This is a genomic window from Paenibacillus sp. SYP-B3998 (assembly GCF_010820665.1).
Lineage (GTDB): Bacteria > Bacillota > Bacilli > Paenibacillales > NBRC-103111 > Paenibacillus_E.
This window is the reverse complement of record NZ_JAAIKC010000001.1, coordinates 278,972-291,719: the sequence shown is the minus strand read 5'-3', so window position 1 is coordinate 291,719 and position 12,748 is coordinate 278,972. Positions and strand designations below refer to the sequence as shown.

Below are 12,748 nucleotides of genomic sequence, written 5' to 3'. Positions count from 1 at the left end.
ATTAATAAAATTGAAGCAACATGGATAAACAATCGTTTCTCCCCTTTATCGACAAAAAAATATATTTTCTGATATGTATACGATTTGGTAATAGTTAGGTTTCACATGCGTATCCCCAACAACTAAAACGTCTCAGAGACGACAGCATTGATGATTTGTAAGCTGGGTGTACCAATTTCACTGTACTCGAACTTGATTGTTGAGTTCTTTGCTCCAGAGCTATGTCTTTGCTTAGCTCACTCCTTCTAATAGTTGGCGAAGCAACAACACCTCCAAAGGTAGTGAAGTTGATAGAACTGAACTGATTACTAACGTTGATACTCTTTTTCTCCATTTATGCGTCATATAATGACTCCTTTCGACAATCAATTCCAACGTACTTCAATGTATCATCGCAAACAGTCATTATTCACCATAGTTTTCACTTGAAATATTTAAAATTTCACTTTATTAGAGATGTCTTGGAAATGTAAATAACCCTCTCTCTATACGAAAGGGCTAAATTATAAGATCTGCTATTCGATTGAGTTTTCCCGATATATCTATAGGATGTTAGACGACTTCGAGCTACTTATAAAACTAGTGTCTGTTGAACAGGAGTAATTATTGAGGCTGGGAATGCCAATGTTAGCAGCTTCTATGATAACTTCTGAAAAACCCTCTTCTTTAAGTTGCTCCATCGTCACATCCGTATCCTCGATTACGTCATGCAGAACGGATACAACTTTAGAGTCATTGTCTGGGGCTTTCAACATCAATCGTAATGGATGCAGTATGTATGGCTTCCCACCTTTGTCTATCTGACCTTCATGAGCTTGTGTAGCAATGATAATTGCTCTAGATAAAGTTGACATGTCATACCTCATTTCCGATAAAAGTTATCACTTTTATTGTAATTCTTGCACATGGAAATACCCATCGATCAATTTCACATGGTACAGTTCATCAAATCCTTCTTCAAACAATGGTTTTTGAAGTTTGCTAATCGTACTCTTAATTGCAACATTAGGTATTTTCTCTTTCCCTTGTCGCGTCTCATTCCTTAAAACGGATTCATCATAATCAGGTTCGAAATAGTATCCAATCACCTTAAAGCGCCATTGCTTCACTGCTTCAATATACTTTACTCGATCTTCTCTTGTTGGATTTGTGTTATCTATTACAAAAGATTGTTTGCCATGAATACAAGCCATTACTAGAGATTTTTCTCTATATCTTGTCTTCAACATATCCATATTAATCCTTATGTGAGTATTAAAGAATCTTTCTTTATAAAAACTTGATTTACCTGAAGCTTGAATACCAGTAAAAATCACGCATTCCACAATTACTCATCCTTATCCAGATAGACGTATTTATTGATATAATCTCTATTTTGTGAAAAGATCGGTGTTTCGTGATCGACATCCCACTTACTTCTTTGTGTTTCACCTTTGTAATACTGTTGCTTTGTGATGCAAACTCCTCGCTTCTGCCACACAGGTAAGTCGTTCCAATTAATATCTCTTTCTAAAAATAACTTATCTTGAAGTTGCTTTCCAGTAAGACCATGTAGTTCTTTTTGAGGAAAGTTTGCTTGTGCCACCATAGAAATGCTATTCTTTGTAGCATCTTGTTGTCTCCATAAGAAATAGTTCGTAACTTCATCATGTGGGATCACCCACGCCCTACTATCGAAAGTTGCCAAAGGCTTATCTGGATAATACTGTTTGATTATCTCATTGAATTTCGCTGTCGCCATCGATGCAGATACTGAGACCATTTTTTGAATATTATTTTCGAACCATGATTGAGTTGTTAATTTATCATAGTTGGTAAGTAAGATGGATATTTCATCACTTTGATGATATACGATTTTACATCCCATAATGTTCTCAGCTAGGTACTTGCATGTTTCCCACAAAGCACTTGTTAAAATTTCATCAAAAGGTTTTTTCATTCCTCTTGTAAAAGTATGAAAGTGACAACCGTCAATTCTTAATATGACTGGAAGTCTACTTGGTAAATTGTATCTATAAGCATTCTCATATGCCTTCATCCTGTTGCCAAAATCATCTTTTTTCATTTTATATACCTTCCTTTTCCCCTTAAAAGAATTGTTTTATTAGCTTAGTAAAACACGAACATCATCTAAAACTAGTTTTGGTTATTCTTATGAAAAAAATACAAATAATAATGTTGAACCTCCCGCACTTTCATGTCCTCCCATTTTCCGCTCTATGAACAAAGGCTGCACTTCAGTCTCTCTTTATTAGGGTCAAGATATTATGAGTGACGATGATACACTCCTTACTGTAGGTATTACAATTGGGACAATCAAATAACTTCATTATTTCTTGCCTTCTTCACTTAAGATTTTGCTACCCATTGAAAGTATTATTTCAATGTAATAGCTGCAATGACTGATTCAATCGATGCATTCTGAATATTCATCATATCCGCAGCAATTTTCGCCTTAGTCATGTCGCCGTAAGTCACCTTAGCGATTTGTACTGCATAATCGTAATAAATTCCATAAGATCCCGTTAAAACTTCTACAACCTCTATTTCTTTCTCATTCATGATATATCATCTCCCATTGAAATATTTGTTTTACTGTATTCATAAATGTAAAGATACACTTTATTTTTTATCAAATTTTTCAGGTTCTTTAACAAAGCTTCTGATAATTAATCCGCACTTAATGCAGATAACATGGGTAATTTCTGAACCCATAGAGAAGAGTTTATTACTAGGATACATTCTACCTTCGCCTCGTGACGTACCTTCACCAAATTTAGTTTCACCACATTCAGGGCATATTGTTTCTCTTCTCATCACGAACCTCCAACTATTATGATCTAGTATGTGTTACCTTTTTAATTATTCATATTCATTGATTTTCTTCATGTGCAAATTGATACACTTCCTAATCAAATTGTTGTTTTATTAACTTATTTCCTAAAGGTTCTTTCGTAGTCCTCAAAACGAATTTTCCTAATGTGTTTACGATCTAAGGTACGAACAATAATTCCTTCAGATTTTCCAGAAGAATCGATTCCTACCTTTGTACCCTCAAACTGCTTTAAAAACGAAAATGTATTCTCAAGAGAAGTTGGAAAATCCGAACCCTTGACCATTCCTAATAGAGGTGCAAATTCTAACTCCATACTCTCAACAAATTTCTTTTTCTCGACTTCATCATAAAAAGGTTGATTTCCATGATCTCTCCACTCGGCAATCTTCTCTTGTGGTAACTCAAAAAGCCTGTCTAATTCATCCTGATTTAAAGAAAATACGTCAAATACTCGATACCCTTGAGTCTTAATATCCGTATAGTTCTTAGCAGCTTTTGTCTTTCCTCCATAAGATTCTTGATAAATTACTGTTAATGCCCAATCTCCTTTGGGAAATATGTCAGCAGTTAATCTTTCAGCCAGTGGTCTAAGGAACTCTGCAATGTTACCGTAAGGATTGCCGATCCTATCACCCTTTGCATACAGTAATTCTTCTCTCGATCCGATTAGATAATCGACTTCATTGTAATTATTTTTAAAGAATATAATTCTTGAATTTTCACCATCTACCTTTTCGTAAACAAAGACTTCATCGTAATCAGAAAATCCTTTTGACTCAGATAATTCATTGGTTAAGCGACCTCTTTCACCTAATTCATGATATGTAAGGATGCTTGGATATTTGGTTAGTGAATTAATTTTCTTCAAGTCCATCTGCTTTTCATCTCCATAAAATTATCTTTTCATTTGTATTGCCAAGTCCAGTAACAATTCATTTTTTATTGAAAGATTATCTATAAAACTTCTTTGTTATTCCAAAATCTTTGTTCTTTCCAAGTTTGAGGGGATTTTGAATAAATGTTACGCCTTTGTTGGGATCAGTTGATTCTATAAATCCTCTGATTATTACTGTCAACGAGTACAACATCGATAAAGCCAGATCTCCCTTCATATCCAATTATCTCGGTGACTTTGAATTCCTTAATACCTTTACGCTGAAATACCTGAGTTGATCTTGTAAGATCATCTTGGAGTGCCGTGTGAAAGAAGTTTTTTGTTTTAAAGGATATTTTAGAATACACATCTGCTATTCTGCTCTCAAGAAACGCTATATGTAACATGCTAATTACTCCAGTATATTTCTAATTTCACTTTATAATCTCGTGGTATTTCACACCTTCTGCCTCAATCATGTATACTCCAGTCATAATTCTCAATTTTAGCAAGGTTTCCTGTATCTTTGTTTCTCTCATATGCACAATGAATGGTTTCGGAATTATCGATAAACTCCAAAATAGAATCATCAATGTTTAACATTTTTCCGACTGAAATCACCTGATAGTTCTTTGAATCAGCAGTGAATTCATCATCCTCATATCCACTAAAAAAGACCCATCCCAAATCATGCTCATCATCTGGGTCGAACCGTAACATGAAGTTAAACTCATTTCGTGATAATACGTCATTACTTACTGTAATTTTCTTATCAAAATAATAGTCCATGTCCTTAGAATACGGATCATCTAGCTGAGTACTGCATATATGTTCTGATTTAAAATCAATCAAGTCACCATGTTGAGGTGAACTCAAATAGTACGGCTGATTAACTAACTTCCCACGGAAGTCAGTTTCATTTCGCTCAAGGATATCCACCCACATTCTCTCCGCTCGACATCCATTATCAAGTGTCTCCGCTGCCATGAATATTAGCTTAACTAAATCGCCTACTTTCAGTTGACTTATTACTTGATCGCTTGGAAGATAAAACGTATAAGGTGACTCCTTATGAAGTTCAAAAGCATTATCTAGCTTCCACGTCATTATGTATCTTCTCTCCTTTGATTGTTTTCTTCTTTTTACCGTTCCTTGTTGTTAGACTTTGCTTTTGCCGTGAAGATACTTAATACAATAGACATTATCACGTATGTCCAGAAGCCATGAATTTCAAAACCAGATAAATATCTGTCAAGCAACCATAACTTTATCGGTGTTAAGATAAGGGAAGCTAAGATTAGCAACGGCGTTGTTAAACAGCCAATGCCTATTACAATTGACACCATTGACGCCGCCATTATCAAACATAGATGAAGCTAATTATGAACATAAGTAAGGATGCAAGTATCAATGTCTTCGTATCAGAAATAGAAATGTATTGACTAAAATATTGATTACCAATCCAAAAAACCAACACAGTCACTAAGAAGTTAATTATATTTCTCAGTAGTACCACCACCTTTGACGATTAAACCATTTCAAGTTTTAGAATAGTAAAATTATACCATGGATTTTGAGAGTAGATCAGTCTGGCTATTGAAAAAAGGGGGATTTGTAAGAATACATTTCAAAACTGTCTATAAAGGTACATTCCGGGTAATCTTGCTTAATGTTCTTTATAATAGCTGCTCAAATCAATAACGAATGAAAACTCAACTTGCCATCCCTTCCTATCAGAGTTAACATACACACACTCGAACAAAAGGAAGGGGATGGTCCTATGGAAGATTGACCTGAATGGTTCATTCATGCGCTTAAACATCGTTTTGATGAGTTATCATTCATCGTCGAGCAACAAAATCCACATTCACCGTTTAACAAGCAAATTTCACTGTTATCGGATCATATTAAATGTAGCTCCAACGAAACTACCAACAATCTATTCAGCGAATGGGAAGATGCCCTCACTCGCAAACATGGTTCTGAAAAAGAATGGCTCTATATTCAAGGATTTTGTACGAGATCAGTCAGATTTGCTCCATCAAACAAATTTTGTTGATTTTAGCTTGATCGGGAAAGTCGTGCAAGATATGCAGAGCTATCCTTTATGTGTATCATTTCTTGTTGATTTTAGACATCAAAAAAACCGCCCATGATAAGAGCGGTTAATTGAACGATTGTTCTCCGTTAGTGCAATACCTTTGTAATATGTTTCACCACGTTGTTTGTAACAAAGTTAACGACTCTCAATCGAACGATTCAGCGATTTCATGCACGTTACCAAACGGATCAACGAAAGCAGCATATCGCCCTTGAGTAGGTTTATCATGCAAAAATTGAATACCCTTTTCCTTCATTTCCTTATAAGTTTGCTCAACAGATACGACCTCAAACACCAAAACTGTTCTAGCCTCGTTTGAATAATCTCCAATTTCTTTGGTCTTTTCACACTTAAAAGCAATAAGCTGACAGCCGTCAAGGGCAAATACAAGCTTATTTTCTTGCTCTGACAGTGTTTCCAAACCCAGCAATTCAGAATAAAACCATCTCGCCTTTGTCATGTCATTGACGAAAATCATTATATGTCCTAGTTTCATAAGGCTATGCTGCCCCTTCACTTTTTTGAGGATACCATTTTTTATTGTTCATGCAGAATCTTTGCTAATGATGATTTGAAGTATTCGCGAATTGATTAACATATCCTCCCTCTATGGAGAATCACTTAGCTCTTAAATGCTCTCGTTTCCTTAGATTTAGACCATAATTACTTCTTAGAAGATAACTTTTAATTGGAATTAAGTTGTGCTCGAAGAAATATATGGGTATGTAGGTGCGCAAAAATCTCTTCCCCTAAACCACCTATTTTAAATTGTGGATAATATGGTAAAGTATGGTTGCACCCTTGGATCTCCACATGTGCTCATGGCGGTCAACCCTCCCATGTCTCGCAGAGTCTACGCTCCCACATTCCTTCATTCAACCTGTCCATGAGGTGGAGGTCAGATATGCTGCCCGACGGGATCTTCGTCCGTATGGATAGTGCCTTTCCGACTCATCCGTGCTTCTTGTTATCTTTTCTTTTCTTTTCTTTGCTTAGATCATCAATACTAAGTTCGCTATTTAAGCTGCTTGCGGTAATTCTGTAAATCGAGGGATATCCTGCATCATCTTTTCTTCACTAAATTCATGTCCTTTTGTTAATATGCCGAAAAAGACTCGTATAAGCTTATTACACAAAGCAATGAGAGATTGCATCTTCTTGAGCGGATTCACCTGTCGTTTGGTGTAATACTCATGCAAGGCCTGGAAGGCTGCGTTTTTAGCGACTAACGGCATCATCACTCGAAAGAGCAATGCACGAAGACGTTTACGACCTCGCTTGGTTATCTTCGTCTGTCCAATGTGTGTACCTGATGAGTTTGTTTTCAAGTTCAATCCAGCAAGTTTCGTGATCTGCTTGGGGTGACGGTACTGACCAATGTCGCCCACCTCAGCTAGAAAACCTGCAATGGTGTCCCTGCCGATCCCTTTTATGGCCAACAATTGCTGCACATGTGGGATCTGTATGAGCAGTTCATCCAACTTTGCCCCGAGCTCTTCAAGCTTGTTTTGAAACCATTCGTACTGGGTCAGCAGCAGCTTCAACTCCATTTTAGCTAACTCTGAACCGTCTCGTATGCCGACAGAGCAGCTTGCTGCTGCTTTCAAACTAATAATTCGACCAAGACCAAGCCCTCGCTTTGCAGCTTCTCTCAAGTGTTGTAGTAAGGTTGTATCCGGCACGTGAACAAGTTCGTGAGGCAGTAGATGAAGGTTTAACATTTGGAGGGCAGATTTGCATTCCCAATCTTTAAAGACCGTCAGAAACTCTGGAAAATACCGATCTAACCAGTTATGGACACGTGCTTGTACAACACAAAGGTCAGTTGTTAGGTGTTCGCGAATTTTCATAGCTTCCCGGAGTTCGGCATAAATGCCCTTAGGAAGGCTAGGTACGGCGTATCTCCCGTCTTTGACCAACTGTGCAATCACTTTCGCATCTTTAGTGTCATTCTTCGTAGGTGAATTGTCGTCTAGTTCTTTGCTTTTTTTCACGTGTAATGGATTCACCACACCGTACTTCACTTGCTTTTCTTTTAGGAAATGAACAAGGTTTAACCAGTAGTGACCTGTAGGTTCCATGCCAACTATAACATCCTGAAACCCTTGGTCCATTGAAATCTTCTGAAACCAGCTCATGAACAACTCAAAGCCTTCTCTATTGTTTTCAAACGTAATAGGCTTCCCGAACTCGACTCCGCGGAAGTCTTGTGCACGAGCCACATGTTTGAATTTTGCGATGTCGACTCCGATAATTAAGGTAGAATAAGTGATTTGATTAATTCGTTCATTTTGAGTAGAATGCATGTTGTAGTCTCCTTGGTTTTGTTTTTGGATCCGACGCTGGCCTGCATCTGGGACCCATAAACATCATACCAAGGAGTCTTTTTATTCTTCAAACCTCGTATTTTCTCATAATAGGAATGCTGCCCGTTACATCAATAAACAAATAAGAAGCTTCATGACGGTATTAGTCCATCCCGAATAATTTTCTTCTTATTGCTATATTAACATAGAAAAACCATGGGAATGCAATTGATTTCTATTGCGGTAACCTGCCATCATTATTAGACACTTCACATGTCTATAGTACGTAAAACAAAAAAAACGGCATCTCTGCCGTTTGTGTTTAAGATGTGGTGGAGCTACGCGGAATCGAACCGCGGACTGATCGCTGCTAGCGACCTATTTCCCCCCTAAACTATAGCCCCATATTTAGTTGTGACCCACGTTCACCAGTTGAACTAATTCAGCCAAGATCAATCCTAATGCTGATATGCATTTTCTTTGGGATAGTGTAACCAACCAGCTCGTACTACCACCTTGGGGTATTACACTACCCTTCGAAACAGATTCTTGACTTTGACTTGTGACAAGAATCTATTCCGATAAAATGAAAAAACCCACGATTTACGCGGGTTTGAATCGGTACATATTCTTGTCATCCGACATTTGTTGTTGGCACCGGTTTAAGCTTCCAAGGGCAAATAAATATCTATAGTGCTCTCCTCTTGCTCAAGAGAATCAATATCAGCCCAATACTCGAAATCAAAAGGCCGAGAACCGCCGATACCTTTATCACGGATTGAATCATAGGTTTCTCCTATTTGGGATTCAGGTCCCTTATGAGTAACCTTCACATATTTTCCAGCTGGTATCGTATGCCGAACTAATCCCTCAGGAATATGGGCAAAATCGCTGACTTCTACCGCAACAATACTTACGAACGGAACATCTGGCGTCCATTCGCCGTCCGGGTAAACTTGGACTAAGTAAATCCCGTCTAATCGATTTGCAATTTCATGACGCTTGCCAAAGAGTTCTTCTCGTAATCTTCCGACAATTCTAGATTCTAGATCTTGATTTAACGACGCCGTTACAGTGTAACCAACCAGCTTCGTTTCATTACGTTCCCGCGTTTGCATTTGATCCATTGTCATTATGACACAACTCCTTATTCATAACTAAATAACAGAACAACAGACTGTTAAAAATTGATTATACGATAGATCAATTAAATGATCAGTAAGATTTTTACCCATTTCCGTAAACACTCTCCTTTTAGGCTAATTCTAATCAGATATAAAATATCGAAGAGTTATTATCATAGTTATGGTGGAGCCTAGGGAGATCGAACCTCTGACCTCATCGCTGCCAGCGATGCGCTCTCCCACAAGTTACACTGCCCCAAAAGATTTCTTAAGAAGCATTTTTCAAGTTATATTTATCCAAGGGATCATGAATAATATTTGCATATTTCAGCAATAACCTATAAATAGTCACCTTTTACTAAATAAACACTGTATTTCTACGATGTCCGGTTCCTCCAAGCCAACGTAAAACTTCTTTACAGCATTACGGTGAGAGAAATAAAAATAACTGGCTCCGAGTAGACTGATAATCAGATATATGGTGCTGATGACCTCTAAATTGATGAATAAACTCCGCTATATTATCACTGCGCTGCAGAGAGATCGCCGCCAGCCGCAGCCCGCCGATCCAACCCTCGGTCTGATCGTACAGTTCCGTCACTTGCTCCTTCGTTAGCAATAAATCTGTCGAATTCCGAAAAAAGACCAGCGTCTCATCCCGTTCAAAACGCAAATCCTGAATGAGGATATGATGGATTTCACCTTTGACCAGAAGCCTGGTGGTAGGTATTCAAATCGCTGCGGCCACTTATACCCTCTTTCTCTATCTTCAAGTTTAAGGACTAAAAAGGATACGGCTCCGATTTTTATTCAACCTTAACCAATAATAACTTGTCCTTAAAACCACCATGCTCTGCCTGTTTATCTAATCTAACCTTTTCAAAACTATCAATACTTACTCCTTTATTATCCAAAATCGCATAAACTACTTCGACCAGATCAGCTAATTCAGCAATTTGGTCTGCTTCTCCTGCTTCTTTATATTCATCCAATTCTTCTTGAAGCTTTACATTAAGCATATTTGCATATTCATCAGTATCCATTACTCGAACTTCCGCTCTCTTGCCTTTAGATTCAATAATTTGCGGGATTTTATCTCGAATAAGTTTGTTGTAGACTATCACTTGATTTCCCCCCTAATAATATTTTAAAATACAGCTTCAAATTCATATACTGGCTGCCAGCGATGTATAAGTTTGTTTATGACTTGCCTGTCGACATCACCTAAAAATTTTGCTCGTTCAACTTCAGTTTTTCCAGATTGATTTATCAAAGTCTCTCTTAGCGGATGATGGCTATCAATCATAAAGCTGTGCTTTGCCTTCCTGTCACTCTCGAAAAATTTTACTGGGATATCCCCTTGGTTCACAAACAAAACCATATTTTACTGTTTGCTGGATCAGTTGCTCATTTATAAAATTTCTCCAGCAATAAATTGCCGACAAGCATTGAGCATAGTACTCGATTGGGAAGTGGTTTGTTTATCATTGAGTTTCAAATGTTCAATTAAATTATTAGAAAATGGAACAGCTAGTTCTTCCAAAGTAATAAACCATAAGCCAAGAAAAAAGACAAAAGGATTTATATTGTGAAGGGAAAATATTAATAAACACATTTTTAATCCTGTCATTTGAATTATTCACTGGAAATTCCTTTATTCGACAAATGATTTCCATCATTATACACCGTACAACCGAGACTAATCTGTTAGTAAGTATATGCTCACATGAAAAAACCTCCCGATTGGAGGTGAATGAGTTATTTATTTTCATAACGTACTAAGCCGTAGTTCATAAAAATACTGTACAATTGGATGCTTTAACTTCATCATCTCGGTCATGTTTAAAATCCGCTTTTTGCCAACTCGTCTGTCCACCAAAGCTAAAATATTCAATAAAATATCATCACTCTCTATGCTGTCCTCTATAGAAGTGGATAAAAACTTATTAGCTACAACGGTAAAATTTGATTTACTTAATGATGACTGTGCAGACAAAATCTCCTTTGCATATTCTGATATTTTTCTACTTCTTGCAATTACTTTTAGACGTTCCTCCGGAACTACCCCCTTGGTATCTATTCTGACCGCTTCAATTTCTTCATTGTTGATAGGAATTTGGATATCTGAATCATTCTTAATTTCCAGCTCCGTCTGATACCATCTGATTAAGGTAGTTATATCACTCATATTGAGTACGTTCTTTTTATCTACCATAATATAACAAAGTCCTGCTTTATCAGGTAAATAGCGGTAGCTAGTTGCACGGTATTCGACTCTTCCATATAACGCAGGACAGAGAAAACCCTCCAGATGTTGCTTCAATTTGCTCCAGGCCATGTAATCCTCCTATGTTCTATATTATAAATACCTATTGAGGCACTCGTTCTATTATCCATAATACAATAACCAACATCAGCCATTTATCCTGAGCTGTTCTCTTACGTCTTCAAACATTATCCGGGACAGAAAAATCCAAATGAGCCATCATCTGTTGTAAGCCCGGTTGTGCAGGCCAAATAGGCGGGATATAATTCTGTTTACCTACGCCTCAGACTAAAAGTGAGTAAATCCTCTATTTGAAAAAGTGAATAAAATCTGCATATAGAATATCTTGGTCTACAATATAACTATCATGCTCATGGTTTTTCATGATTTTCAATTCCGCATTAGGTAAGGCTTCTGTAAGTTTCACAAAAGTTTCCGGTTTAAATATATCGTTATCAGCAGCAATTATTAGAGAAGGGGTTTTCACTTTTTCGACATCTTTGAGTTCGATATTTGGTTGCTCAAGCATTAATCTAAATAAAGGATCACTTGTCTCTTTGTAGGTATCCATGATGAATTGATAGCTTTTCTCCGTAAAGTCTTCTGGTTTAAGATTGACCCCCAGCAGAGCCATCTTTTCAATAGACTCTCCATGATTCATCGCAAGAATCAAACTAACAATTGCACCGTCACTAAAACCGACAACGTTAACTTTCTCTAATTTCAAGGCTTGAATGAATGCATAAATGTCCTCAGACATGGTTTCATACGAGTAATCCCCTGTTTTCATGCTCTGGCCGTGATTCCGGCTGTCAATTGCATAAATGCTAAAATCGCCCTCCAATTTCTCTATTATCTTATCAAAAATATGATGGTCTTCACCATTACCATGTAATAAGATAAGTGGTGATCCCGTTCCTGCTGTTCTATAAAATATCGTTGTACCATTTATGTTTACTAACATTCCAATGCTCCTTTTGGGCTTATTCTGCCTATTATCATGATTCCCTTGCCTTGTTCCTATTTGTAGAAAGTGTGCCTAAAAGAGACAAAACAAGTTTACCATAAAAACTGTGAATAAATCTGCACCTCTATTGCCAAAGGCACACAAAATATAAATAATATTTACTTAAATACCAGTATTTACCTACTTAAATTCGACAGGTTTCGACAAAAAAATTATGGAGCAATAGGGAAAAAAGATATTTTTCATTGAAGCATATATTAGCCGCCTTCGACCC

At 37.1% G+C, this 12,748-nt stretch carries 16 protein-coding genes and 1 tRNA gene; all 17 read right to left on the bottom strand.

What is annotated here, in order from left to right; all coding sequences use genetic code 11:
* Positions 1-542: 542 nt before the first annotated feature.
* The 17 genes from GK047_RS01345 to GK047_RS01265 all read right to left on the bottom strand — a co-directional run bounded on the left by GK047_RS01345 (position 543) and on the right by GK047_RS01265 (position 12,471).
* Positions 543-854, bottom strand: coding sequence for a GTP pyrophosphokinase (locus GK047_RS01345; protein WP_205516203.1), 312 nt, complete (start codon positions 852-854; stop codon positions 543-545).
* A 33-nt stretch (positions 855-887) separates the two neighbouring features.
* Complete coding sequence (locus GK047_RS01340; RefSeq protein WP_163940366.1) at positions 888-1,325, bottom strand: AAA family ATPase; 438 nt, start codon at positions 1,323-1,325, stop codon at positions 888-890.
* A 2-nt stretch (positions 1,326-1,327) separates the two neighbouring features.
* Entirely contained in the window at positions 1,328-2,065 is a 738-nt protein-coding gene (locus GK047_RS01335; RefSeq protein ID WP_163940364.1) for a tRNA(His) guanylyltransferase Thg1 family protein, read from the bottom strand.
* A gap of 311 nt (positions 2,066-2,376) precedes the next feature.
* The gene (locus GK047_RS01330) at positions 2,377-2,562 is read right to left on the bottom strand and encodes a hypothetical protein (protein ID WP_163940362.1); all 186 of its coding nucleotides are present in this window, start codon (positions 2,560-2,562) and stop codon (positions 2,377-2,379) included.
* 60 nt (positions 2,563-2,622) lie between these two features.
* Positions 2,623-2,817 (bottom strand): transcription initiation factor TFIIIB, encoded by a 195-nt coding sequence (locus tag GK047_RS01325; protein WP_163940360.1) that lies wholly within the window; start codon positions 2,815-2,817, stop codon positions 2,623-2,625.
* 116 nt (positions 2,818-2,933) lie between these two features.
* The gene (locus GK047_RS01320) at positions 2,934-3,710 is read right to left on the bottom strand and encodes an RNA ligase family protein (RefSeq protein ID WP_163940358.1); all 777 of its coding nucleotides are present in this window, start codon (positions 3,708-3,710) and stop codon (positions 2,934-2,936) included.
* Between the two features lie 471 nt (positions 3,711-4,181).
* The gene (locus tag GK047_RS01315; protein WP_163940356.1) at positions 4,182-4,817 is read right to left on the bottom strand and encodes an immunity protein Imm33 domain-containing protein; all 636 of its coding nucleotides are present in this window, start codon (positions 4,815-4,817) and stop codon (positions 4,182-4,184) included.
* A gap of 1,139 nt (positions 4,818-5,956) precedes the next feature.
* Positions 5,957-6,307: a VOC family protein gene (locus tag GK047_RS01305; RefSeq protein ID WP_163940352.1), complete on the bottom strand. Its 351-nt coding sequence runs from the start codon at positions 6,305-6,307 to the stop codon at positions 5,957-5,959.
* A 523-nt stretch (positions 6,308-6,830) separates the two neighbouring features.
* A complete protein-coding gene (locus GK047_RS01300) occupies positions 6,831-8,117 on the bottom strand; it encodes an IS110 family RNA-guided transposase (RefSeq protein ID WP_163940350.1) in 1,287 nt (428 codons plus the stop codon).
* Positions 8,118-8,447: 330 nt separating this feature from the next.
* Positions 8,448-8,521 (bottom strand) — tRNA-Ala (locus tag GK047_RS01295).
* A gap of 258 nt (positions 8,522-8,779) precedes the next feature.
* Positions 8,780-9,250 (bottom strand): GyrI-like domain-containing protein, encoded by a 471-nt coding sequence (locus GK047_RS01290; RefSeq protein ID WP_163940348.1) that lies wholly within the window; start codon positions 9,248-9,250, stop codon positions 8,780-8,782.
* A 415-nt stretch (positions 9,251-9,665) separates the two neighbouring features.
* Positions 9,666-9,914 carry a hypothetical protein gene (locus GK047_RS01285; RefSeq protein WP_163940345.1) on the bottom strand — a complete coding sequence of 83 codons (249 nt, stop codon included), beginning with the start codon at positions 9,912-9,914 and terminating at the stop codon, positions 9,666-9,668.
* Between the two features lie 133 nt (positions 9,915-10,047).
* Entirely contained in the window at positions 10,048-10,365 is a 318-nt protein-coding gene (locus GK047_RS01280) for a pyrophosphohydrolase domain-containing protein (RefSeq protein WP_163940344.1), read from the bottom strand.
* Between the two features lie 23 nt (positions 10,366-10,388).
* On the bottom strand, positions 10,389-10,616 hold the full coding sequence (locus tag GK047_RS29145) for a hypothetical protein (protein ID WP_205516201.1): 228 nt from the start codon (positions 10,614-10,616) through the stop codon (positions 10,389-10,391).
* A 36-nt stretch (positions 10,617-10,652) separates the two neighbouring features.
* Complete coding sequence (locus GK047_RS01275; RefSeq protein ID WP_163940342.1) at positions 10,653-10,871, bottom strand: hypothetical protein; 219 nt, start codon at positions 10,869-10,871, stop codon at positions 10,653-10,655.
* 138 nt (positions 10,872-11,009) lie between these two features.
* Entirely contained in the window at positions 11,010-11,579 is a 570-nt protein-coding gene (locus tag GK047_RS01270; protein WP_163940340.1) for an SF0329 family protein, read from the bottom strand.
* A gap of 235 nt (positions 11,580-11,814) precedes the next feature.
* Positions 11,815-12,471 (bottom strand): alpha/beta fold hydrolase, encoded by a 657-nt coding sequence (locus GK047_RS01265; RefSeq protein ID WP_163940338.1) that lies wholly within the window; start codon positions 12,469-12,471, stop codon positions 11,815-11,817.
* Positions 12,472-12,748: the final 277 nt, after the last annotated feature.

Excerpts from the sequence above, each read along its gene's own strand:
- GK047_RS01345 (WP_205516203.1), bottom strand. The coding sequence starts at position 854 with ATGTCAACTTTATCTAGAGCAATTATCATTGCTACACAAGCTCATGAA.
- GK047_RS01335 (WP_163940364.1), bottom strand. The coding sequence starts at position 2,065 with ATGAAAAAAGATGATTTTGGCAACAGGATGAAGGCATATGAGAATGCT.
- GK047_RS01330 (WP_163940362.1), bottom strand. The coding sequence starts at position 2,562 with ATGAATGAGAAAGAAATAGAGGTTGTAGAAGTTTTAACGGGATCTTAT.
- GK047_RS01325 (WP_163940360.1), bottom strand. The coding sequence starts at position 2,817 with ATGAGAAGAGAAACAATATGCCCTGAATGTGGTGAAACTAAATTTGGT.
- GK047_RS01320 (WP_163940358.1), bottom strand. The coding sequence starts at position 3,710 with ATGGACTTGAAGAAAATTAATTCACTAACCAAATATCCAAGCATCCTT.
- GK047_RS01315 (WP_163940356.1), bottom strand. The coding sequence starts at position 4,817 with ATGACGTGGAAGCTAGATAATGCTTTTGAACTTCATAAGGAGTCACCT.
- GK047_RS01305 (WP_163940352.1), bottom strand. The coding sequence starts at position 6,307 with ATGAAACTAGGACATATAATGATTTTCGTCAATGACATGACAAAGGCG.
- GK047_RS01300 (WP_163940350.1), bottom strand. The coding sequence starts at position 8,117 with ATGCATTCTACTCAAAATGAACGAATTAATCAAATCACTTATTCTACC.
- GK047_RS01290 (WP_163940348.1), bottom strand. The coding sequence starts at position 9,250 with ATGACAATGGATCAAATGCAAACGCGGGAACGTAATGAAACGAAGCTG.
- GK047_RS01275 (WP_163940342.1), bottom strand. The coding sequence starts at position 10,871 with ATGACAGGATTAAAAATGTGTTTATTAATATTTTCCCTTCACAATATA.
- GK047_RS01270 (WP_163940340.1), bottom strand. The coding sequence starts at position 11,579 with ATGGCCTGGAGCAAATTGAAGCAACATCTGGAGGGTTTTCTCTGTCCT.
- GK047_RS01265 (WP_163940338.1), bottom strand. The coding sequence starts at position 12,471 with ATGTTAGTAAACATAAATGGTACAACGATATTTTATAGAACAGCAGGA.